The sequence below is a fragment of the Frigoribacterium sp. CFBP 8754 genome, assembly GCF_014841815.1.
In the GTDB taxonomy this organism is placed as follows: Bacteria; Actinomycetota; Actinomycetes; order Actinomycetales; family Microbacteriaceae; genus Frigoribacterium; species Frigoribacterium endophyticum.
This window is the reverse complement of record NZ_JACYUO010000001.1, coordinates 121,806-146,318: the sequence shown is the minus strand read 5'-3', so window position 1 is coordinate 146,318 and position 24,513 is coordinate 121,806. Positions and strand designations below refer to the sequence as shown.

General features: G+C 74.2%; 24 protein-coding genes. 9 read left to right on the top strand and 15 right to left on the bottom strand.

The annotated features are described in order from the left end of the window. Positions 1-137: 137 nt before the first annotated feature. On the top strand, positions 138-1,316 hold the full coding sequence (locus IFT72_RS00705; RefSeq protein WP_192045303.1) for an acyltransferase: 1,179 nt from the start codon (positions 138-140) through the stop codon (positions 1,314-1,316). 46 nt (positions 1,317-1,362) lie between these two features. Here IFT72_RS00705 and IFT72_RS00700 read toward each other — a convergent pair whose 3' ends face one another. Both IFT72_RS00700 and IFT72_RS00695 read right to left on the bottom strand, forming a co-directional pair. Continuing rightward, positions 1,363-2,232: an NAD(P)H-hydrate dehydratase gene (locus IFT72_RS00700; protein ID WP_192045302.1), complete on the bottom strand. Its 870-nt coding sequence runs from the start codon at positions 2,230-2,232 to the stop codon at positions 1,363-1,365. Further along, complete coding sequence (locus IFT72_RS00695; protein ID WP_192045301.1) at positions 2,216-2,992, bottom strand: histidine phosphatase family protein; 777 nt, start codon at positions 2,990-2,992, stop codon at positions 2,216-2,218. Before IFT72_RS00695 ends, IFT72_RS00700 begins: the two co-directional genes overlap by 17 nt. Positions 2,993-3,115: 123 nt before the next feature. Here IFT72_RS00695 and IFT72_RS00690 point away from each other — a divergent pair, with 123 nt between their 5' ends. Beyond that, a complete protein-coding gene (locus tag IFT72_RS00690; protein ID WP_056052658.1) occupies positions 3,116-3,361 on the top strand; it encodes a hypothetical protein in 246 nt (81 codons plus the stop codon). Between the two features lie 145 nt (positions 3,362-3,506). Here the strand turns inward: IFT72_RS00690 and IFT72_RS00685 are convergent, their stop codons facing one another. The 6 genes from IFT72_RS00685 to IFT72_RS00660 form a co-directional block, all read right to left on the bottom strand. After that, entirely contained in the window at positions 3,507-4,427 is a 921-nt protein-coding gene (locus tag IFT72_RS00685; RefSeq protein ID WP_167258261.1) for a phosphogluconate dehydrogenase C-terminal domain-containing protein, read from the bottom strand. After that, positions 4,420-5,229 carry a sugar phosphate isomerase/epimerase family protein gene (locus IFT72_RS00680; RefSeq protein WP_371741117.1) on the bottom strand — a complete coding sequence of 270 codons (810 nt, stop codon included), beginning with the start codon at positions 5,227-5,229 and terminating at the stop codon, positions 4,420-4,422. Before IFT72_RS00680 ends, IFT72_RS00685 begins: the two co-directional genes overlap by 8 nt. Further along, entirely contained in the window at positions 5,226-6,041 is an 816-nt protein-coding gene (locus IFT72_RS00675) for a triose-phosphate isomerase (RefSeq protein WP_192045300.1), read from the bottom strand. The genes IFT72_RS00680 and IFT72_RS00675 overlap by 4 nt, the downstream gene beginning before the upstream one ends. Beyond that, the gene (locus tag IFT72_RS00670; RefSeq protein ID WP_056052650.1) at positions 6,038-6,529 is read right to left on the bottom strand and encodes a ribose-5-phosphate isomerase; all 492 of its coding nucleotides are present in this window, start codon (positions 6,527-6,529) and stop codon (positions 6,038-6,040) included. Before IFT72_RS00670 ends, IFT72_RS00675 begins: the two co-directional genes overlap by 4 nt. Positions 6,530-6,581: 52 nt before the next feature. Beyond that, the gene (locus IFT72_RS00665; protein WP_192045299.1) at positions 6,582-8,318 is read right to left on the bottom strand and encodes a dihydroxyacetone kinase family protein; all 1,737 of its coding nucleotides are present in this window, start codon (positions 8,316-8,318) and stop codon (positions 6,582-6,584) included. Between the two features lie 177 nt (positions 8,319-8,495). Next, entirely contained in the window at positions 8,496-9,857 is a 1,362-nt protein-coding gene (locus IFT72_RS00660; protein WP_056055583.1) for an MFS transporter, read from the bottom strand. 218 nt (positions 9,858-10,075) lie between these two features. Between IFT72_RS00660 and IFT72_RS00655 the strand changes: the two genes are divergently transcribed. After that, positions 10,076-10,825, top strand: coding sequence for a FadR/GntR family transcriptional regulator (locus IFT72_RS00655; protein WP_056052644.1), 750 nt, complete (start codon positions 10,076-10,078; stop codon positions 10,823-10,825). 46 nt (positions 10,826-10,871) lie between these two features. Here IFT72_RS00655 and IFT72_RS00650 read toward each other — a convergent pair whose 3' ends face one another. Further along, entirely contained in the window at positions 10,872-11,474 is a 603-nt protein-coding gene (locus tag IFT72_RS00650) for a DNA-binding response regulator (protein ID WP_192045298.1), read from the bottom strand. Further along, a complete protein-coding gene (locus IFT72_RS16545; RefSeq protein ID WP_192045297.1) occupies positions 11,471-12,682 on the bottom strand; it encodes a histidine kinase in 1,212 nt (403 codons plus the stop codon). Before IFT72_RS16545 ends, IFT72_RS00650 begins: the two co-directional genes overlap by 4 nt. A 130-nt stretch (positions 12,683-12,812) precedes the next feature. Between IFT72_RS16545 and IFT72_RS00640 the strand changes: the two genes are divergently transcribed. Beyond that, positions 12,813-13,724, top strand: coding sequence for an ABC transporter ATP-binding protein (locus IFT72_RS00640; RefSeq protein WP_192045296.1), 912 nt, complete (start codon positions 12,813-12,815; stop codon positions 13,722-13,724). A gap of 55 nt (positions 13,725-13,779) precedes the next feature. Further along, entirely contained in the window at positions 13,780-14,541 is a 762-nt protein-coding gene (locus IFT72_RS00635; protein WP_197981052.1) for an ABC transporter permease, read from the top strand. A 351-nt stretch (positions 14,542-14,892) separates the two neighbouring features. On the opposite strand, the gene epsC is transcribed toward IFT72_RS00635, so the two are convergent. The 5 genes from epsC to IFT72_RS00610 all read right to left on the bottom strand — a co-directional run bounded on the left by epsC (position 14,893) and on the right by IFT72_RS00610 (position 19,951). Next, positions 14,893-15,444 carry a serine O-acetyltransferase EpsC gene (gene epsC, locus IFT72_RS00630; RefSeq protein ID WP_192045295.1) on the bottom strand — a complete coding sequence of 184 codons (552 nt, stop codon included), beginning with the start codon at positions 15,442-15,444 and terminating at the stop codon, positions 14,893-14,895. 1 nt (position 15,445) lies between these two features. Next, the gene (gene cysK, locus IFT72_RS00625) at positions 15,446-16,396 is read right to left on the bottom strand and encodes a cysteine synthase A (RefSeq protein WP_192045294.1); all 951 of its coding nucleotides are present in this window, start codon (positions 16,394-16,396) and stop codon (positions 15,446-15,448) included. 149 nt (positions 16,397-16,545) lie between these two features. Then, on the bottom strand, positions 16,546-18,252 hold the full coding sequence (locus IFT72_RS00620) for an FAD-binding oxidoreductase (RefSeq protein ID WP_371741116.1): 1,707 nt from the start codon (positions 18,250-18,252) through the stop codon (positions 16,546-16,548). Next, positions 18,249-19,175 carry a lysophospholipid acyltransferase family protein gene (locus IFT72_RS00615; protein ID WP_192045293.1) on the bottom strand — a complete coding sequence of 309 codons (927 nt, stop codon included), beginning with the start codon at positions 19,173-19,175 and terminating at the stop codon, positions 18,249-18,251. The genes IFT72_RS00620 and IFT72_RS00615 overlap by 4 nt, the downstream gene beginning before the upstream one ends. Next, positions 19,172-19,951 (bottom strand): SDR family oxidoreductase, encoded by a 780-nt coding sequence (locus tag IFT72_RS00610; protein ID WP_056052629.1) that lies wholly within the window; start codon positions 19,949-19,951, stop codon positions 19,172-19,174. Before IFT72_RS00610 ends, IFT72_RS00615 begins: the two co-directional genes overlap by 4 nt. An 86-nt stretch (positions 19,952-20,037) precedes the next feature. Between IFT72_RS00610 and IFT72_RS00605 the strand changes: the two genes are divergently transcribed. The 4 genes from IFT72_RS00605 (at position 20,038) to IFT72_RS00590 (ending at position 24,504) form a co-directional block, all read left to right on the top strand. Beyond that, the gene (locus IFT72_RS00605) at positions 20,038-20,859 is read left to right on the top strand and encodes a hypothetical protein (RefSeq protein WP_056052626.1); all 822 of its coding nucleotides are present in this window, start codon (positions 20,038-20,040) and stop codon (positions 20,857-20,859) included. After that, a complete protein-coding gene (locus tag IFT72_RS00600) occupies positions 20,856-23,240 on the top strand; it encodes an SDR family oxidoreductase (protein WP_192045292.1) in 2,385 nt (794 codons plus the stop codon). Before IFT72_RS00605 ends, IFT72_RS00600 begins: the two co-directional genes overlap by 4 nt. Positions 23,241-23,263: 23 nt before the next feature. Further along, on the top strand, positions 23,264-24,091 hold the full coding sequence (locus IFT72_RS00595) for a hypothetical protein (RefSeq protein ID WP_056052621.1): 828 nt from the start codon (positions 23,264-23,266) through the stop codon (positions 24,089-24,091). A 65-nt stretch (positions 24,092-24,156) separates the two neighbouring features. Then, the gene (locus IFT72_RS00590; RefSeq protein ID WP_056052618.1) at positions 24,157-24,504 is read left to right on the top strand and encodes a LysR family transcriptional regulator; all 348 of its coding nucleotides are present in this window, start codon (positions 24,157-24,159) and stop codon (positions 24,502-24,504) included. Positions 24,505-24,513: the final 9 nt, after the last annotated feature.

Sequence of the window (24,513 nt, the reverse complement as noted above, 5' to 3'; positions counted from 1 at the left end):
CGGCCCGGGCGGCGCGACCCTCCTGAGCCGTCGACGCGGGAGGCGCGAGAACGGCCGGCGCCCCGACACCCCGGCGCCCGCTAGGCCCACCGAGCCCCGTCCGGGCGTTCCCAAGCCTTCCGGTCCACACTGGTCCGATGCCCCTCGCTCCCCCGACGACATCGACGCGCCGTGACCGCGTGCTGCCGCTCGACGGTCTGCGGACGGTCGCCATCGCCTTCGTGGTGCTCTACCACCTGCACGTGCCCGGCTTCGGCAGCGGCTTCGTCGGGGTCAACGTCTTCTTCGTGCTCAGCGGCTACCTGATCACGACCCTGTTGGTCGGCGAGCGGGCCCGCACCGGCCGCATCCGCCTCGGCCGGTTCTGGCTGCGCCGCGTCCTTCGCCTCTACCCGACCCTGCTCGCGGTGGTCGTGGTCGGCCTCGCCCTCTGGTGGCTGATCGGCGACTACCAGGGCTCGACGATGAGCGCCCTCGGCGCCGGCCTGGTGGCGGTCTCCTACACCGGCAACGTCGCCCGGTCGTTCCTCGGCGAGTCGCAGGGCGTCTTCTCCCCCATGTGGAGCCTCTCGATGGAGGAGCAGTTCTACCTCGTCTGGCCACCGCTCCTCATGCTGCTCTTCGCGCTGAGGGCCGCGCGTCGCGTCGCCGTGGCCGTGCTGGCGGCCCTCGTGGTCGCGTCGGTGGTCGCCTCGAGCGTCCTCTTCGACGCACCGGCCGGAGGCGCCACCCCCGACATCTACTTCAGTCCTGTCCTGAACGTGGCCCCGTTGCTGCTCGGCTGCGCCCTGGCGCTGGTGCTGGGGTCCGACCGCGGCCGTGCGGCGTTCCAGGGCCGGTTCGGCACGGTCGCGACCTGGGCCGGCCTGGTCGGCGTCGTCGGCTCGTTGGCCGTCATCGGCAGCGGCTGGCAGCAGCAGGTCACCACGTTCACGGTGATGCTGCCCGGCGTCGCGGTGGCCTCGGCCCTGCTCATCGGCGGCCTCGCCTGCCGCCCGACCCTGCCGGCACGGGTGCTGTCGCTCGGGCCGGTCGCCTGGTTCGGCCGGGCCCTGTCGTACCCGCTCTACCTCTGGCACGTCGTGTTCATCGCCCTCATCGAGCCGGTCGTGCCCGGTGCGCTCGGCGCCGTGGCCGTCATCGCCGCGGCCGTGACGACCGCCTGGCTGTCGCACCGCTTCGTCGAGCAGCCCGCGCTGCGCCTCAAGGACCGGTTCGAGCCGTCGTCGACCCCGACCCGCGAGGAGTCCGGACGGGCGGAGGCTGCTCCCGCGACGTCCGTCGCCGCCGAGACGCGCCCGCGCGTCGACGCCTAGGCGCCACCGCCACCGACGCCGACGCCGCCGCCGCCGCGAGCGCCGGCTACGCCCCCACCTCCACCAGCACGCGCGGCAGCTCGTCGAGCAGCTCGCTCGCGAGGAACCCCATCGGCCCGACGCCCACCGACAGGCGGTCGCCCGCCGTCGCGTGGGCGTGGGTCGCCCAGACCGCCGCCTGTGCCGGGGTCGCCCCGCGGGCCGCGAGCCCCGCGACCGCTCCGGCGAGCACGTCGCCGCTGCCCGACGTGCCGAGCCCCGGGTGCCCCGCGCCCGACCGCCACAGCCGCCCGTCGTCGGAGGCCACGAAGCTCTGGCACGCCACCACGGCGCCCCAGCGCCGGGCGATCTCGAGGAGATCGCTCGGCAGGTCGTCGACGTCGCGCTCGAGCAGCCGGCCGGCCTCGCTCGGGTTCGGCGTCAGCACGAGGCGCCCGCGCAGCGGGTCGACCGCGTCGCCGCACCGGGGCAGCACCCCCAGCGCGAAGGCGTCGAGCACGACGACGGCGTCGTCGCCGACGAGGTCGGGCAGGAGTCGCACCAGGGCCTCCGCCTCGTCCGCGTCGTCGAGCCCCGACCCGGCCAGCACGGCGTCGGCCCCCTCCAGGTCGCTCGAGGCCTGGGCGAGCGACGAGCCGACCACGTGGCCGCCGTCGGTCTCCCCCAGGGGCACGACCCCCGCCTCCGGCAGGGCCACGGCCACGTGCGGGGCGACGGACCCGGCGACGGCGAGGGTCAGGCGGCCCGCCCCGACCCGGAGCGCGGCCCAGGCGCCGAGCATGGCCGCGCCGGGGGTCCGCGCCGCTCCGCCGACCACGACGACCTGGCCCCGCGAGTACTTGCCGGCGCCGGCGGACGGGAGCTCCCAGCCGCGCAGCAGGTCGGGGGTGACGACGATCTCATCGGGGCTGGACATCACGGTCTCCTCCGTGGGTCGTGACCGGGGCGTCGCCGCGGTCGAGGTGGGCGACGTCGGCGAAGGCGTCGAGGGTCCACCACGCGTCGCCGTCGGTGCGGGACAGCCGCGTGACGGAGGCGTTGGTGACGGTGTTCGACCGGGCGAACTCGAGCAGGTCGGCCTCGCTCAGGCCGGTGCAGACGTAGAGGAAGAGCATGACGACGGCGTCGTGGGCGGTCACGACGACCCGGTCGCCGGGCAGCTCGTCGAGGTCGCGCAGCAGCGACCGGACCCGCAGGGCGACGTCCGCCCACGACTCGCCGCCGGGAGGCCGGTGGTAGAACTTGCCCAGCCGCTCGCGCCGCGCCTCCTCGTCGGGGTGCCGGGCCGCGACGCCGCGCCGGGTGAGCAGGTCGAGGACGCCGAGCTCGCGGTCGCGGAGGCGCTCGTCGACCCGCACCACCGGGGCGAGCCTGGCCTCGTCGAGCGCGGTGCCGATGGTCTGCCGGGCCCGGAGGTAGGGCGAGCACCAGAACGACGTGGCGGACGAGCCCGCGTCGCCGCCCGGGGAGGCGGCGCCCACCGTCGAGGCGTCGAGCCCGTGCTCGGCGAGCCAGCCCGCGAGCGCCCGGGCCTGCTCGACGCCGCGCTCGCTGAGCGGCACGTCGGCGTCGCGCTGCTCGACGTCGATGGTCTCGGAGCCGGCCTGCTCGGCGGCGGTGGCGGCGACGTTGGCGGTGCTCTCGCCGTGCCGGAGGAGCCAGAGTTCCCTGATCATGCGGGCGACGGTAGGCCGATCGGCGCGGGCCCGCACGGCTCCGCGGCCGGGTGCGACCGCCCCCGCCGACGCTGCCTGGACGCAGGCCCCCGCCCGCACGGCGTCGGGAGGTACCCTCCGACCATGAGCGACGAGAAGATGACCCGACCCATCATGGACGGTGCCGACGAGGCCACCGACGCCGAGAAGACCCGTGGCCTGGCCGAGCAGGTCGAGCACGACCACGCCGGCGAGGGCGACGCGGCGAAGGACGACGTCCTCCGCGAGCGGCAGGGCGAGACCGGCACCGACCCGCAGGCCGCGGCCGACGAGGAGGCCGGCGAGGAGGCCCTCGACGACGAGCAGGCCGCCCCGACCATGCCGAGCTGACCCGAGCCGACCCGCCGCGGGGCACCCGGCGACGGGGCACCCGGCGACGGGATGCCCGGCACGCACGACAGGAGGCGGTGGCCGCGTCGCCGACGCCGCCACCGCCTCCTCCACGCCCCGCTCACGAGCGTGGCGCAGGTCGCCCTCAGCGCTGCACGGCGTCGATCTTCAGCATGCGCGCGATGACGGAGTCGAGCTCGCTGTCGTCGAAGATCTTCTTCCAGTCGTCCTTGACGATCGACTCGCGGCCGTAGTCCATGGCGATGTGGCAGGCGTCGCTGAAGGGGTTCGAGCCGCGGAGGCCGTTGGTCAGCGCGATCCAGGTGTGGCCGTAGAGCATGGCGCGGGCCGCCTCGTAGGGCACTCCGACGCCGTCGACGGTCTCCTCCAGCGCCTCCTTGAGGAACGCGCCGACCATGCACGCGATCGTCTCGACGAGCGTGGGCTCGAGGACGGCGAGCTGCTTCACGGTCACGTAGTGCACCGCGATGACGGGGGCGTAGATCGTCGAGATGACCTGCGTGGCCAGCTCCCGCACGGGCGAGCCCTCGTCGACGCCCTCGAGCGCGGCGATGACCTCCTGCGGCGCGGCCACGCCGCCGAACGTGTCGGCCCACTCCTCCTTCGTGGTGCGCTCGAGGAACACCGACGGGTGGCACGGGTGCGCCACGGCGTAGTGGATGTCGTCGCGGTCGGCCAGCAGGCCGGCGTAGGCGGCGGCGGGGTCGAGGGTGAGGATGACCGCGCCCGACTTCATCGCGGGCACGACCTGCTCGGAGACCTTCCCGAGCACGACGTCGGGCACGGCCAGGATGACCACGTCGGCGTCGGCCACGGCCACGTCGGTCGGCGTGACGGTGCGGCCGAGCGACTCGATCAGCTCGACGCCGGCGGGTGAGGCCTCGCTGTAGAGGGCGGTGTAGGCGCTCTTGGCCAGGTTGTTCGAGACGCGCTGGCCCATCTTGCCGCCGGCGCCGATGACGGCTACCGTCACGTCGGGCGAGCCCTGGCCGTCGGCGTGGGTGACGGTGCTCTCGGGGGCGGTGGTGTCGAGGGTGTCAGTCATGGTTCTTGCTCCTTAGCTCAGAGATGGTCTTCGTCGTCCACTCGGCTTCGAGCCGGGTGGTGGTCTCGGGGTCGCCCTGCCAGGGCAGCCAGTGCTCGACGACCTCGTCGACGCCGGACGTGCCGCCGTCGCGCTCGGCGAGCGCCGCCCGGATGCCGGCGTGGTCGAGCCGCCCCTCGCCGAGGGGCGTGCTGGTGAGCGCGAACCCGACCCAGCCGTCCTGCCGCGAGAAGGCGAAGTCCTTGACGTGCCAGTTGACGACGAAGGGCAGGCACCGCGCCGTCACGTCGGCGGGGTGCTCGAGGGCCGCGACCGTGTTCGCGGGGTCGAGCACGATGCCGAGCCGCGGGCTGCCGACGGCCTGCACGACCGCCACGAGCTCGGCGGATCCGACCTGCTCGTAGGTCTCGAGGCCGAGTGTGACCCCCGCCTCCTCGTACTCGGGCAGCACGGCCCGCAGGCGACGCTCCGTCTCGACGGCGTCGGGACGGTCGTCGCCGGCCGTCCACATCGTGCGGACGAGGGAGGCGCGGAGCGCGACCGCGAGGCGCAGCCAGCTCCGCAGCACGGCCGGGTCGGTGCCCCGGGTGCCGAGCTGCAGCGTGAGCCCGAGCTCGTCGGCGAGCGCCCGCAGGGCGGCGAGCTGCTCGTCGTCGTGGTCGGCCAGCGGGGCGTGGTCGCAGATCTGGAAGAGCCGGACGCCCTGCGCCGCGGTGTCGCGCAGCATGTCGGCGAGGCTCATCGGCGCGGGCACGTGCTCGCTGCCGCGCCAGAAGTAGGCGTAGGTGCTCAGGCCGATCACGAGGCGACCTCCGCGACCGCCGCGGCCGGCGCCACCGGCGCGACCGCCGCCAGCGCCAGCGCCTCGTCGAGGACGCCCTCGACGGCGGACACGTCGTGCGCGCGACGCCCCAGGAAGAGGCCGCGCACCTGCCCCCCGAGCTCGGTGAGCAGGCCGGGGCCGGCGCTGCCGCCGTAGATGACGCGGCTGTCGGCGTGCCCGGGCAGCGCGGCGAGGTGACCCTCGAGCGCGGCGACCACGGCGGCGATGTGCGTCGACGACGCAGGAGACTCCGCGCCGATCGCCCACACCGGCTCGTACGCGACGACGACGCGTCCTGAGTCCTCGACGGCGGCGAGCGCCGCGTCGACCTGCCGCTGCACCTCGCGCGCGGCGACGGCGGCCGGCGCCCGGTCGTCCTCGCCGACGCAGATCAGCGGCGTGAGGCCGTTCCGCAGCGCGGCGGCCGTCTTGGCCGCGACGACCGCGTCGTCCTCGTGGAAGAGCGCGCGCCGCTCGGCGTGCCCCACCTCGGCGATCGAGCAGCCGATCTCGGCGAGCTCGTCCGCGCTGACCTCGCCGGTGGACGCCCCCGGGCCGGTGGCCGAGACGTCCTGAGCGGCGAGCCGCACGCCGGTGCCGGCGAGCACGTCGCGCACGGGCACGAGCGACGGGAAGGTGGGCGCGACGAACAGCTCGACGACCCCGTCGCGCACCGCGGGGTGGCGCCGGGCGACCTCGGCCAGCTCGGTCGCCCACGCGACGGTGCGCGCGTGGCTGAGGTACGTCTTGAGGCTGACCCCGATCGTGAAGGCCGGTGAGGCGGCCGTCACGACCGCGCGTCGATCCCGACGGGCTCGGCCGAGCCGTCGTAGCCGCAGATCGCCGCGACCTTGTCGGCCGAGGCGCTCGTCGTGTCGAAGCGGTAGGTCAGGTACTCGCGTGCCAGGCGGCGCATCAGCTCGACGCCGACGACCCGCTGGCCCATGCACAGCACCTGCGCGTCGTTCGAGAGGACGGCCCGCTCGACCGAGAACGAGTCGTGGGCGGTGACGGCGCGGACGCCGGGCACCTTGTTCGCCGCGATGGCGACGCCGAGCCCCGTGCCGCAGATCAGGATCGCGCGGTCGGCCTCGCCCGAGGCCACCATGCGGGCGGCGTCGACGGCGACGTGGGGGTAGGCGGTGTGCCCGTCGGAGCCGACGCCGACGTCGACCACGCTGGCGACGCCGTCGTTCGCCGCGAGGTCCGCCTTGAGGACCTCCTTGTAGTCGAACCCGGCGTCGTCCGATCCGACGACGATGCGCAGCTGGTCAGCCATGGTGGTGCCTTTCGTGGGGTGGTGCGGGGAAGGGGCGTGCAGGAGGCGCGGGTCAGGCCCGCTGCCGGCTCGCGACGACGAGGCCGACGGCCTCCGTGATCAGCGCGAGCGAGGTCGCGCCGGCGTCGGGGGTGCCGAGGCTCTTCTCGGCGTGCGGGCGGGCGCGGCCCATGCGCGGCAGCAGGTCGGCCGTCGCGGCGGCGGCGGCGAGGGCGACGACGGAGGCCCGGGCCCAGGCGGTCGCGAGGTCGGCGCCCCGCTCGACCTCGGTACGGAGGGCCTCGTCGAAGGGCACGAGCACGTCGACCATGGTCTTGTCGCCGACGACGGCGCCGAACTCGAGGATCGCCTCGGTCGCTCCGCCGACGCCGGCCACGACGGAGGTGCGCGTCGGCGCCTCGTCGTCGCCGACGGCCGCGCCGAGGCTCGCCAGCGCGGAGCCCCACAGGGCGCCGGAGGTGCCGCCGGCGCGGTCGGACCAGGCGTCGCCGGCCCGGTCGAGGAGGGTGCCGGCGCCGGCCCCCGCCTGCAGCGCCTCGCGGGCCGCGGCGACCGCGGCGCCCACGCCGCGGAGCATCCCGATGCCGTGGTCGCCGTCGCCGGCCACCGCGTCGATCCGGCCGAGCTCGTCGGCGTGCTGCTCGACGGTGGCCTGGACCGCCTCGAGGGCGGCGAGCACGAGCTCGGCCGCCTCGCGCGACGCGGCCGTCGCGGGCGGGACGGGCGCGGCGACGAGCGCCTCGAGCTCCGCGTCGTCGGCGCGCGCCGCGACGTCGACGGAGCCCTTCTTGTACGCCGGGGCGTCGGCGGGCGCCGCCCAGAGCGACTCCAGCTCGTCGTCGAGCCAGAACAGCGTGAGCGAGGCGCCGGCCATGTCGAAGCTCGTGACGAGCTCGCCGACCTCCGGCTCGACGACCTCGACCCCGGCCTCGCGCAGCAGCGCGTCGACCTTCGCGTAGACGACGAACAGCTCCTCGTACTTGACCGAGCCGAGGCCGTTCAGGAGCACGGCGACCCGCTGGCCCCGCGCCTCCTCGACGCCCTCGGGCCGCTCGGCGTCGGCCAGCAGCGACTCGACGAGCAGGGCGGCCAGGCCGTCGGCCGTCGGCACGTCGACCTCGCCGATGCCGGGCTCGCCGTGGATGCCCATGCCGACCGCCATGCGCCCCTCGGGCACGGTGAACAGCGGCTCGTCGGCGCCCGGCAGCGAGCAGCCGGTGAAGGCGACGCCGACGCTCCGGGTGCGGGCGTTGGCCGCCTCGGCGACGCGGACGACCTCGTCGAGCGACCAGCCCGCCTCGGCCGCGGCGGCGGCGACCTTGAAGACGGTCAGGTCGCCGGCGATGCCGCGGCGCTTGTGGGCGTCCGCCGCGGGGGCGCTGGCGATGTCGTCGGTGACGCGCACCGTGCGGGTCTCGATGCCCTCGGCGACGAGCTTCGCCTGCGCCGCGTCGAAGTTGAGCACGTCGCCCGCGTAGTTGCCGTAGCTCAGCAGCACTCCCCCGCCGCTGTGGGCCGAGCGGGCCACGGAGCGCACCTGCTGCCACGAGGGCGAGGCGAAGAGGTTGCCGAGGGCGGCGCCGTGGGCGAGGCCCTGGCCGACCAGGCCGCCGAAGGCGGGGTAGTGGCCCGAGCCGCCGCCGACGACCAGCGCGACGGTGCCGGGCGTCGACCGCGTGGCGCGGACGACGCCGCCGTGCACGCGGCGCACCCAGCGCTGGTTCGCCGCGACGAAGCCGTCGGTCATCTCGTCGGCGAAGTCGCTCGGGTCGTTGTAGAGGCGGGTCATGGGAACTCCAGGGAGGCGGTGGTCGAGCGGCCGCGGCGGCGCGGTCGGCGAGGCGGTGGGGTGGGGCGCACGGGCCCGGGGAGGGGGGACGCCCGGGCCCATGCGGTCGAGGGGCCGCGCCGGGGCGGCGGCCGGCGGCAGCAGCCGGGTGCAGCTGCCGGCGGCAGCGGCCGGGCCTCAGTCGAGGCCGGCGGTGGCGGCCAGGTCGCGGGCCTCCTCGGGCGTCGCGGCGCCCTCGGGCTTCTTCATCCGGCTCAGCACGACCATCAGCACGGCCGACAGGAGCATGAAGCCGCCGACGATGAACATGGGCACCTCGTAGTTGCCCGTCCAGTCGGTGACCGCCCCGGTGATGTACGGGGCGCTGAAGCCCGCGAGGTTGCCGATCGTGTTGATCAGGGCGATGCCCGCGGCGGCCGCGACGCCGGTGAGGAACTGCGTGGGCAGGGTCCAGAAGTTGGGCAGCGCCGCGAAGATGGCCATGGCCGTGACCGCGATCACCGCGATGGTGGCGGCGGGCGAGCCGGCGAACAGCGCGAGCGGGATGCTCACCGCCCCGACCAGCGCCGGCAGGGCGATGTGCCAGGTGCGGAGGCCGCGCTTCGTGGCGTCTCGTGACCAGAAGTACAGCGCGATCGCGGCGGGCACGTACGGGATGGCCGTGATGAAGCCGCGCTCGGTGATGCTGAAGTCGGTGCCGTACTGCTCCTGGAAGCCGCCGATGATCGTCGGCAGGAAGAAGGCGAGCGCGTAGAGCCCGTAGACGAAGCCGAAGTAGATGAAGCTCAGCATCCAGACCCGGCCGTTGCCGAAGACCTTCCACATGCTGGGGTGCTTCCCGCCGGCGGTCGAGCCGGTCTTGGTCGCCGCCTCCTTCTGCAGGGCGCCGGTCAGCCAGACCTGCTCCTCCCGGGTGAGCCACTTCGCGTCGGCGGGCTTGTCCTTGAGGTAGAACCACGCCACGACGCCGATCACGATCGCCGGCACCGAGACGCCGAGGAACATGAAGCGCCAGCCCTCGAGGCCGAAGAACGCGCCGTCGTGGCTGATCAGCCAGCCGGCGAGCGGGGCCCCGATCACGGTGGTCAGGGGCTGCGCCAGGTAGAACAGGGCGAGGATCTTGCTGCGGTGCCGCGCGGGCACCCAGAGGCTGAGGAAGAGGATGGCGCCGGGGAAGAAGCCGGCCTCCATGACGCCGAGCAGGAAGCGCAGCACGACGAGCTGCTCGAAGTTCTGCACCCAGGTGAAGAGCAGCGCCACGACGCCCCAGGTGACCATGATCCGGGCGAGCCACTTGCGGGCGCCGAACTTGTGCAGGGCGAGGTTCGAGGGCACCTCGAGCAGGATGTAGCCGATGAAGAAGACGCCCGACGCGAAGCCGAACTGAGCGGCCGACAGGGCGAGGTCGCTCTCCATGCCGTTCGGGGCGGCGAAGCCGATCGCGGTGCGGTCGAGGTAGTTGATGAAGAACATCAACGCGACGAACGGCACCAGCCGGATCGCGACCTTCCTGATCGCGGACTTCTCGACGGGGCTCATGGCCTCCGTCGCTCGGGCGGTGGTGTCCACATCGACTCCTTCGTGCTCAACGTCATCGTTCGGGCCGACCGTGGGCCCGGCGGCGTGGTGTCCATGCTGCCCCCGTCACGGCCGACTTGTCAACCGGTTGACCAGTCGGTGCACCCGAGGGGCGCCCAAGGGGCACCCGCGCGAGGGTCGCCAGCAGCCGTCCCGGGCCGCTCAGTAAGCTCGGGGCCGTGCCTGCCTACCCCGACGACGACCCCACGAGCCTCCGGCTCGAGCTCGAGCTCGTGCCGAAGGGCACCGCCGTCGGCGAGGTCGTGAAGCAGCTGATCGCGCTGCTGACCGTCGGCGATCTCGTCCCAGGGTCGCGCCTCCCCCCGGAGCGTCAGCTGGCCGAGCAGCTCGGCGTCGGGCGCTCGGCGGTGCGCGAGGCCCTCGCGGCGCTCGAGATCCTCGGCATCGTCTCGGTCCGGCCGGGCTCGGGCACGTACCTGCGCGACACCACGTCCGAGCTGCTGCCGACCACCCTCAGCTGGGGCATGATGCTCAACGCCGCGCGCACCCGCGAGCTGATCGAGGTGCGCAGCGGGCTCGAGATCCAGGCCGCGACCTACGCCGCCCAGCGCGTCGACGACGAGGCGGTCGAGGCGCTCCGCGGGTTCGTCGACACGATGCGCGACAGCCTCGACGACCTCGACGCGTTCCTCCAGGCCGACCTGCGGTTCCACCTCCAGATCGCGGTCAGCGCCGACAACGTCGTGCTGCGCGACCTGCTGCAGAGCACCCGCTCGCTGCTGCGCCTCTGGGTCGAGCGCGGCCTCAGCGAGCGCAGCCAGGCCGAGGTCGCCTACCGCGAGCACCTCGCCGTCTTCGAGGCGATCTCGCGCCGTGACCCCGACGCCGCCCTCGAGGCGATGCGGGCGCACATGGCCACCGCCGGTGAGCGCGTCGGCCACGCCGACGTCGAGGGCTCGCAGCGCTGACCACGGTGGCCGACCGGCCGCGCGCCGGGGCGCCCGCCGCGACTCCCTAGAGCCAGCTGCGCTCGCGGGCGACCCGGGCGGCCGCGTGCCGCGAGCTGCTGCCCGTCTTCGACATCGCCGACGACAGGTAGTTGCGGACGGTGCCGGAGGCCAGGTGGAGTCGCGTGCTGATCTCGCGCACCGACCACCCCTCGGCGGTGAGGCGCAGCGCGTCGAGCTCGCGTGCGGTCAGCGGGCAGTCGTCCATCATGGCCGCGGCCGAGATGTCGGCGTCGATCCAGCGGCGGCCGCCGTGAACGTGGACCACGACGCGCACCAGCTCGTCGGGGTCGACCGACTTGAGCAGGAACCCCCGCACCCCCGCCGACAGCGCCCGCTTCAGCACCCCCGGCCGGCCGTGGCGGGTGAGCAGCACGACGGCCTGGTCGGGGCGCGCGGCGAGGATGCGGGTGGCCGCGTCGACGCCGTCGAGCCCGGGCATCTCGAGGTCGAGCAGCACCACGTCGGGCCGGTGCCGCTCGACCAGGGAGACCGCCTCGAGGCCGTCCTGGGCCTGGGCGACGACCTCGATCTCGTCGCTCAGGTCGAGCAGCGCGGCGAGCGCGGTGCGCAGCAGCGTCTCGTCGTCGGCGAGGACCACGCGGATCACGGCGCGACCCGCGCCGCGGTGCGGAACGTGCCGCCGTGCTGCGACGTCTCGAGCACTCCCCCGGCCGCGGCGAAGCGGTCGCCGAGCCGGGCCAGGCCGCTGAGGCCCCGGCCGTTCGGCGCGGCGCCGTCGTTGACCACCGAGACCGCGCCGGGAGCCAGCTCGATCACCACGTGCTCGGCCTGCGCGTGCCGCAGCAGGTTCGTCGTCGCCTCGCGCACGACCAGCCCGAGCAGGTCGTCGAGCGGCTGGGCCGCGGGCACGGCGCCGTCGACCCGCAGCTCGATGCCCGCGGCCCGGATGAGCTCGGCGGAGTTGGCCACCTCGCCCGCGAGGGTCACCGTCCGCTCGCCGTAGGCCAGCCGCCGCGTCTCGGCGATCGTCTGGGCGATCAGCTGCTCGGCCTCCCTCAGGTGCCCCCGGGCGGCTTCGACGTCGCGGTCGAGCGTCTTGTCGGCGAGCTGCAGCTGCAGCCGGCCGACGTGCAGGGCCTGGCCCTGGATGTCGTGCAGGTCGGTCGAGAACCGGTAGCGCTCGCGCAGCACGGCGAGCTCGGCCTCCGTCGCGCGCGCCGCGTCGATCTCGAGGTACAGCGCGAACTGGTAGCGGTTGAGGCGGTAGGCGCTCCACGCGGCCACGACGAACACGACCGCGCTCGTCGTCACCGGCGCCACCGCGGCGGCGGGCAGCTCGCCCAGGGCCCCGGCCATAACGGGGGGCGCGGCCACGGCCAGCACGCCCCCCACGAGCCAGGGCCAGCCGCGCGGTGCGCTCCCCCGCGGCGCCCCCGACCGGGGCGTCGTGGCGACGACGGCCACGGCGACGGCGACGGGCAGCGCTCCCCACGAGCTCGTGCCGAGGGCGAGCGAGACGCACCAGGCGGCCTCCGCGAGCACGAGGGCGACGATGGCCAGCGACCGGGGCGGGCCGTGCTCCCACGACAGCGACAGCACGGTGACGAGCACGCCGACGAGCAGGGCGGCGGCGACCGCCGCGAGCGAGCCCGTGGCGGTCGCCGTCACGAGCACGAGCACGCCGGTCAGCACGCCGACCATGCCCGAGAACGAGAGGGTGGTGTACCGCCGCATCCGGGCCAGGGGGGAGGCGGTGGTCCGGTCACCGGGGCGCGCCGGGTCGGCGGGCCCCGGCCGCACGGCGGGCCCGACGGGCTCGGCAGGTCGGTCGGCGGTCACGCCCGGGAGGTCCATCCCTCCACGGTAACGGCCGCCCCCGCGGGCCGGACCCGCCTCCCGTCACGACTCGACGTGACAAGTGTCACGGCGACTCGTGCCCCGGCGACACTGGGCGCCGACGCCCGCAGCGGGGATCGTCGTGGTCATGACCGACACCACACGACCGGCCCCGCCGGCGACGGACGACGTGATCCGCGCCTCCGGCCTGGGCTGCTCCTACGACGGGCACGTCGCCGTCTCCGACCTCGACCTCACCGTGCGCCGCGGCGAGCTGTACGCCCTGCTCGGCACGAACGGCGCCGGCAAGACGACCACGCTCGAGGTGCTCGAGGGGCACCGGCGCCCCACCACGGGCCGCGTCGAGGTGCTCGGCGGCGACCCCGCCGACCGCGCCCGCACCCGGCCCCGCGTGGGCCTGATGCTGCAGGACTCCGGCCTGGCCGGCGAGCTCACCGTGCGCGAGAGCGTCGCCCTGTCGGGCGCCGTGTCGGGCCGGGCCGACGACGTCGACGCCGTGCTCGCCCGGGTGGGCATCGACCACCGCGCCTACGCGCGCGTGCTCCAGCTGTCGGGCGGCGAGAAGCGCCGCGTCGACTTCGCCGGGGCGATCTGGGGCACGCCCGAGCTGGTCTTCCTCGACGAGCCCACGACCGGCCTCGACCCGGAGGCCCGCGACCGGCTCTGGGCCGTCGTGACGGAGCTGAGGGAGGCGGGCGTCACCTTCCTCCTGACCACCCACTACCTCGAGGAGGCCCAGCAGCACGCCGACCGCATCGGCCTCATGCACCGGGGCACGCTCCGCCGCGAGGGCACCGTCGCCGACCTCACCGCGGGGTCGACCACGACCGTGCGCTTCGTCGCCCCGGGGCCGCTCGACGACCTGCCGCTGCCCGTCGCCCGCACCGAGAACGGGCTGGTCGTCGTCGAGACCGCCGACCCGCAGCGCGACGTCGCCGCCCTGCTCGCCTGGGCGGCCGACGCCGGGCACGAGCTCGAGCGCCTCAGCGCGCACGAGTCGGGGCTCGACGACGTGTTCCGCTCGCTGAGCCACGCGTGACCGGCCCGCTCGGGCCGACCCGCGCCTCCTGCACACCCCACCGGAAGGACCTCTCGTGACCACCTCGACCGCCACCGCCCCTCCCCGCCCGACGACCGGGCGGCCCGTGAACGCCGTGCTCGCGATCGGCGTCGCCGAGCTGCGCATGATGGTGCGCAACCGCACGGTCGCCGCCTGCGCCGTGCTCGTGCCGCTCGCCTTCGGAGCCCTGCTGCTCGTGCTCGACGGGGCCGACAGCGCGGGCGTGCTCGCCGGCGTGCAGATCCTCGGCATGGTCGGCATGGGCGTCTACGTCACCGTGACGACGACGCTCGCCGCCCGACGGCAGACGCTGTACCTCAAGCGGCTGCGCGGCGGGTCGGTGTCGGACCGCGGGCTGCTCGCCGGGCTCGTGCTGCCCGTGGTCGCGGTGAGCCTGGCGCAGCTCGTCGTCGTGCTGGGGGTGCTCGGGGTGCAGAGCCCGCCGGCGCACGCCGGGCTGCTCGTCGTGGCCGTGCTGATCGCGGAGGCGATGTTCGTCGGGGCCGCGCTGGCCACGGCCGGCGTCACCACGTCGCCGGAGCACGCCCAGTACACGACGATGCCCTTCTTCCTGCTGACGCTCGGGGTGGGGTTCTGGTTCCAGCTGACGGGCGCGGACGACCTCGTCGCCGTCAAGCGGCTGCTGCCGGGCGGCGGTCTGATGGAGCTCGTCACCCTCGCCTGGGACGGCGGCGACCTCGGGCTGCTGCCGTGGCTGCTGCTGCCGAGCGTGGGGTGGGCCGTGGTGGGGGGCGTCGCGGCGATGCGGTCGTTCCGGTGGGAGCCGCGGCGCTGACGGGGCGCGTCGACGGTTCAGGATCGGGCGGCGCGAGGCGCCCTCGCGGCGCACGGGCCGCCGCCGCCTCCTGAACCGTCGACGCCCGTCGACGCACGTCGACCCGCGCACGGCCGCCGCCCGCCGCCCGCCGGCCGGGGGCCTCGGCGGCTCGGGCGGACGCGCGGCGTCGACGGTTCAGGAGCGCCCGGCGCGACGGGTGCGCGGAGGGCCCGGCGAGCCGGTGACTCCTGAACCGTCGACGCGGAGCGGGGCGGCCCCGGGCACGCCGAGCAGAGCGGGCGCGCGGGCGCAGCGTCGCGACTCGCCTCAGGCGCCAAGCCTCAGGTGCCGCCGCTCAGGCGCCGCGGCTCAGGCGCCGCGCGGCCGGCTCACGGCGGGCACCCCGGTCGCGACCGAGTCCGCCGGCACGTCCTTCGTGACGACGGCGCCCGCGCCCACCACGCTCCGCGCCCCGACCACGACCCCGCCGATCACCGAGGCGCCGGCGCCCACGGTCACGCCGTCCTCGAGCGTGGGGTGGCGACGTGCCCCTGCGCCCCGCCCGCCCTTGCCGCCGAGCGTCACGCCGTGGAAGAGCGTGCAGTCGTCGCCGACGACCGCCGTCTCGCCGACGACCGTGCCCATCCCGTGGTCGATGAACAAGCGGCGCCCCAGGCGGGCCCCGGGGTGGATCTCCACCCCCGTCAGCGACCGCGCCGCGTGCGCCACGAGCCGCGCGGCGACGCGCCCGCCGAGCCGGCGGGTCAGGCCCTCGGCCCGCCACAGGCGGCTCGCCACGCGGTGCAGCCACACGGCGTGCAGCCCCGGGTAGACCAGGGCCGTCTCGACACGCCCCCGGGCGGCGGGGTCGCGCCGGCGCACGGCCGCGACGTCCTCCCCCAGGCGGGCGACCGCCCGCACGCTACGCGCCGGCGCCGGCGCCCGCGAGGCCCTGGAAGAGGACCGTCGACAGGTAGCGCTCGCCCGTGTCGCAGACGATGGCCACGATGCGCTTGCCGGCGTTCTCGGGCCGGGCGGCGATCTCGAGCGCGGCGTGGACGATCGCTCCCGACGAGATGCCGGAGAGGATGCCCTCCTTGGCGGCGAGGTCGCGGGCGACCCGCAGGGCGTCGTCGAGCTGGACGGGGAACACCTCGTCGATCTGCGACCGGTCGAGCAGCTCCGGCACGAAGTTGGCGCCGATGCCCTGGATCTTGTGCGGGCCGGCCTTGCCCTCGCTGAGCAGCGGCGAGTCGGCGGGCTCGACGGCCACGACCTTCACGCCGGGCACCTGCTCGTGCAGCACCTGGCCGACGCCGGTGATGGTGCCGCCCGTGCCGACGCCGGCGACGAAGAAGTCGATCTTCCCGTCGGTGTCGCGGAGGATCTCGGGGGCGGTCGTCCGGCGGTGGATCTCCGCGTTGGCGTCGGTCTCGAACTGCCGGGCCCAGACGGCGCCCTCGGTCTCGTCGACGATCTGCTTCGCGCGCTCGACGGCGCCGCGCATGCCCTCGCTGCCGGGGGTGAGCACGACCTCGGCGCCGTAGGCGGCGATGATCGTGCGGCGCTCGACGCTCATCGTCTCGGGCATCGTCACGACGACGCGGTAGCCGCGGGCAGCGCCGACGAGCGCGAGGGCGATGCCGGTGTTGCCGCTCGAGCCCTCCACGATCGTGCCGCCTGGCCTGAGCTCGCCGCTCGCCTCGGCCGCGTCGACGATGGCGACGCCGAGGCGGTCCTTGACGCTGCCGCCGGGGTTGTAGAACTCGAGCTTGACGACGACCTCCGCGCCGCCGGGCACGGCGAGCGCGTTGAGCCGCACGAGGGGGGTGTCGCCGAAGGCCGAGGTGATGTCGCCGTGGATTCCGGTCATGCGCGTCTCTTCCGTGAGGGCCCGCCGGGTGCGAGCGGTACCTGCGATCAACACATCCTAGGTCGACCGTGTTCCCGGTGACCGGAGGTGCAGGTCGCGCAGGAGGCGCGGGTCGGCCCGAGGGCCCACCCGCGCCTCCTGCCCGGTCGCTACGCGCCGGTGATCTTGCCCGGGTTGAAGACGCGGCCCGGGTCGGCCGAGTCGAACAGCCCCTGCATCACCTGGATGCCCTGCGTCGAGACGTCCTGCTCGAGCCACGGGGCGTGCTCGAGGCCGACCCCGTGGTGGTGCGACACGGTCGCGCCGGTGTCGATGAACGCCTGCTGGATCGCGTGCTTCACGACGTCGTACTCGGCCTCGGCGTCGGCGCCGTGCTCGAACGCGAAGGTGAAGTAGAGGCACGCCCCCGAGTGGTACGAGTGCGACAGGTGGCCCATGATCCAGCCCTGCACGCCGATCTGGTCGAACGCCTGGTTCGCCGCGGCGTAGACGCGGGCGGAGACGTCGCGCAGCTTCGACCACGGTGCGGCGGTCTCGCTGACGTCGGCCGCGCCTCCGTGGTCCATGAAGAAGTCGCGCAGGTAGGGCGTGTCGAACTTCTTCTGGTCGTAGAGCTTGCCCGGCCCCTTGCCGACGCTCATGCCGCGGTTCGCCCTGACGATCTTGGCGACGGCCTTCTGCGTCTGGGCGACGTGCTCGGGGCTGCCCTCGTAGCCGATGAACGACAGGCACATCGCCTCGACGTCCCAGCCCTTGGCCTTCAGCACCTTCGGGAGGGCGTCGTTGACGACCTTCGAGATGCCCTTGCTCTCCTTCGAGGTCGCGAACGAGAACGCGGTCTCGTGGGCGTCGCTGACGCGCGTCACCGACGGGTGGGCGTCGCTCTCGGCGATGGCCTGCATCGCCGCGAGGCCGTCGTGCCACGACGGGAAGAGGTAAGCGAGGATCTCGCGCTTCTCGGGCAGGCGGTGCACCTGCGCGGTGACCTCGGTGATGACGCCGAGGCGCCCCTCCGAGCCGATGATCATCTCGCGGAGCGACGGCCCGGTGGAGGCGCTGGGCACGGCCCGGATGACGAGCACGCCCCCGGGGCGGACGACGCGCAGCCCCTTGGTGATGTCGGCGATGTCGCCGTACTTGTCGCTCTGCATGCCGGAGGAGCGGGTCGCGACCCAGCCCCCCATCGTCGAGTGCGTGAAGCTGTCGGGGAAGTGGCCGAGGGTCCAGCCGCGGGCGTTGAGCTGCTCCTCCAGGTCGGGGCCCTGGCCGCCGGCCTGGATGCGGGCGAGACCGCTGTCTTCGTCCACGTGGAGCACCTTCGAGAGGCGGCCCATGTCGAGCGAGACGACGGTGCGCTCCTCCGTGGGCATCGGCTCGAGGCTGCCGACGATGTTGCTGCCGCCGCCGAAGGGGATGAGCACGACGTCGCTCGCGACGGCGAGGTCGACGATCTGCTGCACCTCGGCCTCGTCGGCCGGGTAGACGACGACGTCGGGCACCCGGTCGAGGACGCCCGCACGGATGCGGATCAGGTCGCGGATGCTCTTGCCGTACGTGTGGACGACGCGGTCGTGGTCTCCCTGGTCGACGTGCTCGGTGCCCACGATCTGCACGAGCGAGTCGACGACCTCGGAGGAGGCGCGCGAGGCCGGGACGGTGAGCTGCGAGAAGTCGAGGCCCGTGTCGTGCTGGCCCTGCGACAGCTCGACGCCGACGATCTTCTTGACGAACGGGGCGAAGCCCGGCTTGTCGTCGTGGTGGAAGGCGACGCCCTCGACGCCCCAGCCCCACCACTTCATGTGCGCGACGCCGTGGTCGCGCACCTCGGTCTCCGGCTTGCTCTGGACGTCGGTCACGGTCGTGCTCCTTCGGACGGGGTGTCGGGACCCAGGATACGGGCGGTGTTCGCGTCCTTCAGACGCAGGATCTCGTCGCGCAGGCGGGCCGAGAACTGCACCGGCGTCTCGCCGGGCTCGGGCCGCATCGGGTCGCCGAAGGCCACGCCGACGGGCAGCCGGCCGGGCCTCGGCCAGGCCGACCCGCGGGGGTGGGCGATGTGCGCCCCGATCAGGGCGAGGGGGATGATCGGCACGTCGCACGCCGCCGACAGCGCGGCGGCACCGGGCTTGAACGCGGCGACCGAGCCGTCCTTCGAGCGCGTGCCCTCGGGGAAGACCAGCACGGGGTAGCCGCGCTCGAGCAGCGACCGGGCGCTGACCGTGGGCTGGCCGGCGCGCTTGCGGGCGGCCGACTTCGCGGCGGCCTTGCGGCGGGCGGCGGACTGCGCCGGCGTCGCGCCGGTCGACGGGTGCGCGGCGGCCGCGGCCGCCGCCGCGGCGACGGCCCCGGGGGCCTGGGGCGTCGCCGAGCCGGGCGTGCCCGCGGGCGTCGCGGTCGACGAGCCGCGCTGCACGGGGAAGGCGTTGAAGAACAGCTCGGTCAGCTGGCGCCGCCACGGCACGTCGAAGAAGTAGTCGGCCGCGGCCCCGGTCGCGAGGTAGCGGGCGAGCCGGCGCGGCAGCGCGCCGAGGATGAGGGGCGCGTCGAGGTGGCTCGAGTGGTTCGCCACCACGATGAAGCCGCCCTCGACGCCCTTGAGGCGGTCGCGGTCGATGACCGTGACGCTCGTGATCGACCAGATCGTCGGCTTGAGGACGACGCGCTGGGCGACGTACCGGGCCATCGCCCGGCCGCGCGAGCTGAAGCGGTCGGTGACGTCGGTCGCGGCGCGGGCGACGGCCTCGCGCCGCGGGTGGCCGGGCCGGGTGGGGTCGCTCACGACTCCGCGGGCTTCCGACGGCTCGACGAGATGGCGCCCGAGACGCGGCGCACGACGCTGCGTGGAGCGTGCCGCACCAACCAGAACAGCACGCGGTACCGAACCGTGGGCATGGAGACCACCTTGTTGTCATCGACGTCGCGCAGGCACGCGGCGACCAGTGGTTCGGCGCCGAGCCACAATGCGTTCGGGATGCTCGACGACCGGATGCCGGCGCGCTGATGGAACTCCGTCTTCACCCAGCCCGGCAGCAGCACCGTGACGCCGACGCCCGTGCCCGCCAGCTCGACCGACAGGCTCTCGCTGAACGAGGTCACCCACGCCTTGATGGCCGAGTAGCCGCCCATGGTCATGAAGCCGGCGGTGCTCGACACGTTGACGATGCGGCCGCGGCCCCGGAGGCGCATGGCGCGTGCCGCGGACCCGGACAGCACCAGCACGCTGCGGACCATCACCTCGAACGCCGCGTCGTGCGTCGCGACGTCCTCCGACGTCAGCGGCGTGTGCACGCCGAAGCCGGCGTTGTTGACGAGCAGCTCGACCGGGGAGGCCTCGTCGGCCAGCCGGGCGGCGACCCGGTCGACGTCCGAGCGGTCGCCGAGGTCGGCGGAGAGGACCTCGACCCGGCGGCCCGTCGCGCGGAGCGCGGCGGCCGTCTCGTCGAGTCGGGTCGCGTCACGCGCGACCAGGACGAGGTCCCAGCCACGTGCGGCGAGTTGGCGGGCGAATTCGGCTCCGATGCCGGACGTGCCCCCGGTGACGAGCGCTGTTGCCATGCCGCTTACGATACGGTCTTGAGGGCTCGCAGCGTGCATCGTGCCCCGCCCGCCCGCACGAACACGTCACGAGAGGATCACTGGTCATGACGATCGACGGTGACCCCTACGACACCACCGAGTTCGACATGCGCGAGTTCACCCTGACCGCCCAGGGCACCCTCCGCCCCGAGCTCGACCTGACGCCCTTCGAGGCCTCCCCTCTGGGCGACGACGAGCTGCGCCTGCTGCGCCACCTCGGCCGGCTCGAGGCCGCCACGATGGAGCACCTCCGCAACCTCCTCGTCACCGCGACGCACAAGGACGCCCGCGTCACCGCCTTCCTCGTCACGTGGGCCTTCGAGAAGTTCTGGCTGGCCGACGCCCTCGACGCCGTGCTCGAGGCGCACGGCCGCCCGCGCCTCCGAGACGACGAGGAGGGCCCGCGCCGCCACGCCGCCTCCGAGGCCGCCGAGCGCCGCGGCCCGATCACGCGCGCCCTCGAGGCGATCAACAAGGGCGTGCCGATCGTCGCCGAGCACATGACCACCGGGCTCGTCGACGAGTGGGTGCTCGGCGAGGCCTACGACGTGCTCGAGCTCCGCGCCGCGAGCCCGGCGCTGAGCGCCGTCCTCGACCGCGTCCGGGCGATCAAGCGCCGCCACGAGCGGTTCTTCGACCTCGAGGCCCACTGGCGCCTCGCCGACTCGGCGCGTGCCGTGAAGCAGACCCGCGCCTCCCTCGCGAAGGCCGTCTGGCCGATCGGCGCGATCGAGCGCGCCGACTCCGAGCGCACCTTCTTCGACACGGTCGTCTGGGGCGGGGCCGAGGGCCACCTCCGCGCCGACTCGGTCGGCGACCGCGTCGCCGCCCTGCCGGGGCTCGACGCCCGCGTCGGCTCCACCGTGACCCGAAAGCTCACCGCATGACCGCACCCCTCCCCTCCGCCACGCCGGGCTCCACCGTCGCCAGCCTCGGCTCGGCGCACGTGCTGCTCACGGGCGGCACCGGATTCGTCGGCCAGGCGATCCTCGAGCGCCTGCTCTCGACCCATCCCGACACGACGGTCACCCTGCTGATCCGGCCCAAGGCCGGCACGCCGGCCCTCGGTCGGCTGCGGCACCTGCTCAAGAAGCCGGTGTTCGCGAGCTGGCGCGAGCGCGTCGGCGCCGAGGAGGTCGAGCGCGCGCTCACCGAGCGGCTCCGCGTCGTCGAGAGCAGCCTCGGCTCGCTGCCCGACCTGCCCGCCGACCTCGACGTCGTCATCCACAGCGCGTCGACCGTCTCGTTCGACCCGCCCATCGACCAGGCCTTCGACACCAACGTCGGCGGGGCCGTCGGCCTGTACGAGGCCCTGCGCCGCGCGGGCGGAGACCCGCACGTCGTGCACGTGTCGACCGCGTACGTCGGCGGCATCCGCAAGGGCGTCTTCCCCGAGGCGGCGCTCACGCACGCCGTCGACTGGCGCGCCGAGCACGCCGCCGCCCGCGACGCGCGCGCCCGCGTCGAGGCCGCGTCGCGGCAGCCCGAGACCCTCCGCCGGTTCCTCGCCGAGGGCCGTGCCCGCCACGGCAAGACCGGGCCCCAGGCCGTCGCGACGGCCGCCGAGGAGGCGCGGGTCGCCTGGGTCGCCGCCCGTCTCGTCGACTACGGCCGCACCCGGGCCGAGACCCTCGGCTGGACGGACGTCTACACGCTCACCAAGGCCTTCGCCGAGCGCGCCGCCGAGGAGCTGTGGGCCGCCGACGGCCACCGCCTGTCGGTCGTCCGCCCCGCCATCGTGGAGAGCGCGCTCCGCCACCCGTACCCGGGCTGGATCGACGGCTTCAAGGTCGCCGACCCGCTGATCATGTCGTACGCCCGCGGGCTCCTGCCGGAGTTCCCCGGGGTGCCCGACAGCGTGCTCGACATCGTGCCCGTCGACTTCGTGGTGAACGTCATCCTCGCGGTCGCGGCGAACCCCCCGGCGCGCCCGGTGACCGACGACGCGGCCGCGGCGGTGCCGGCGACGCGCACCGCGACTCCGGCGGGCCCCGAGGCGCAGTACTTCCACGTGGCGTCGGGCAACGCGAACCCGTTCCCGATCCTGCGCATGTTCGAGAACCTCAACGCGTTCTTCACGGCGAACCCGCTGCCGCGCGACGAGCACACGACCATCCCGGTGCCGCACTGGGACTTCCCCGGCGTGCGCAAGGTCGAGGGCGCCATCCGCTTCAAGCAGCGGACGAACGACTGGCGCGAGCGCGTGCTCACGCACCTCCCCTCGAACCAGCGCACGCGCACCGCGCTGAGCGACGTGCAGACCCGGCGGGCCGACCTCGAGTCGCTGCAGAGCCTGACCGACCTCTACCGCCACTACGTGCAGTCCGAGATCATCTTCGACGACCGCCGCACCCGGGCGCTGCACGCCGGGCTGCCCGAGGGCTCCCCCGCCGACGTCGGCTTCGACGTCACCGACATCGACTGGGAGGAGTACTTCCAGACCGTGCACTTCCCGTCGATCACGGCCATGACGCGCGCCTTCTCGGTGCGCCCCGCCGCGGTCGGCGCCGTCGTCGACACCCGGCCGCTGCCGCCCCGCACCGACGTGGTCGCCGTGTTCGACCTCGAGGGGACGGTGCTCGACTCGAACATCGTCGAGCAGTACCTCTGGGTGCGCTCGAACGGGTTCCGCAAGGCGGCCTGGCCGGGCGAGGTCGCGTCGCTGCTGACCGGCCTGCCGGCCTACCTCCGGGCGGAGTCGCGTGATCGCGGCGAGTTCATCCGCAGCTTCCTGAGGCGGTACAGCGGCATGCCCGTCTCGCGCCTCCGCGGAGTGGTGCGCTCCGGCGGCTACGCCGACGCCGTGCGCCGCCACACCCTGCCCGAGGCGCTCGCCCGCATCGCGGAGCACCGTGCCGCCGGTCACCGGACCGTGCTGGTCACGGGCTCCATCGCGACCCTCGCCGGGCCGATCGCCGACCTGTTCGACGAGGTCGTCGGCAGCACCATGCACGAGCGCGACGGGGTGCTCACCGGGTACCTCGCGCAGCCGCCGTTGGTGGACGAAGCCCGCGCTGCGTGGCTGACGCAGTGGGCACGGGAGAACGAGATCGACCTCACGGGGTCGTACGGGTACGGTGACTCCCACGCCGACCTCGCCTGGTTGGAGCTGCTCGGCAACCCGTCCGCCGTCAACCCCGACTCCAATCTCGCCCGCGAGGCGCTCCGAAGAAGATGGAGCATCCGCGACTGGGCCAGGGCCCGGGGCGCGGTCACAGCGACGACCGGCGGCAGCACCACACGGAAAGGAGACGGAGGGCAGGTCTGACGACCCGCGCCTCCTGACACCACATGGCATTCGACATCGACAAGTTCGCCGCGACCAGCGAGCGGATCACGTGGGACGACCTCGACCTCGACCACTTCAAGGAGAACCCGCTCAGCGCGGACTCGCTCCGCACCCTGCGCTACATGGCCGACGTCGAGTACCACACCGTGTGCTACACCCGTGACCTGCTGACGACGCCCTCGCACAAGGAGGGCGACGTCTCGACCTTCATGACGATGTGGAACCGCGAGGAGTTCTGGCACGGCGAGGCCCTCGCCGCCATCCTCGAGGTGCACGGCGTCAAGGTCGACTACGACCAGCTGCGCGCGAACCGACTCAAGCTCGGCTGGCGCGACAAGCTCGACCCGGTCAAGCAGGGCCTGCTCGGCAAGTTCGTCGGCTCGGACTTCGTCGCCGTCCACATGTCGTGGGGCGCCGCCAACGAGTACTCGGCCGTCGCTGCGTACAAGCGCATGGCCGCCCTCGAGAAGGACCCGGTCCTCGCCGAGCTGCTCGTCCGCATCGCCCGCCAGGAGTCTCGCCACGTGGCCTTCTACGTGTCGCAGGCCCGCGAGCGGCTGCTCAAGAGCAAGAAGGCGCAGAAGCTGACCCGCTTCCTGCTCCAGAAGGTCTGGGCCCCGGTCGGCTCGTCGATCATGGAGATCGACGACGTCCGCTTCGTGTTCGGCCAGCTGATGAGCGGCGAGGAAGGCCGGAAGGCCGCCGAGAAGCTCGACTCGAACATCTCGAACCTGCCGGGCATGACCGGGCTCAAGATCTTCCAGAAGGCGCTCGACGGGCTCGGCGTCAGCCACACGTCGCCGGTCGCCGGCGGGGTGTCGGTGGCCTGAGCCGCTATGTCGTCGGCGGTAGTCTGGGGCGTCGGGCACCCGGCCGACCAGCGAGAGGCGACACCGTGAAGACCAGCCACCTGAGGCACTTCCTCGTCGCGGCCGAGGTGCTGCACTTCCCCGTCGCGGCCGACAAGCTCGGCATCTCGCGCCAGAAGCTCGAGTCGTCGATCGAGGCGCTCGAGCTCGAGTTCGGCACCAAGCTGTTCGACCGCGACGCCAGCCCCTACCGGCTGACCAAGGCCGGCCAGGCCGCGATCGTCGTCGCCGAGGAGGAGCTCGCGAGCCCCTCGACTCCTCCGCCGCCGCCCCCCGTGCCGGCGGGCGGCAAGGCCAAGGCGTCGAAGGGCAAGGGGCGCACCCCGGCGGTCAAGGGGCAGCCGAAGCCGTTCAAGAAGCGCCAGGGGCGCTAGTTCCGCCGG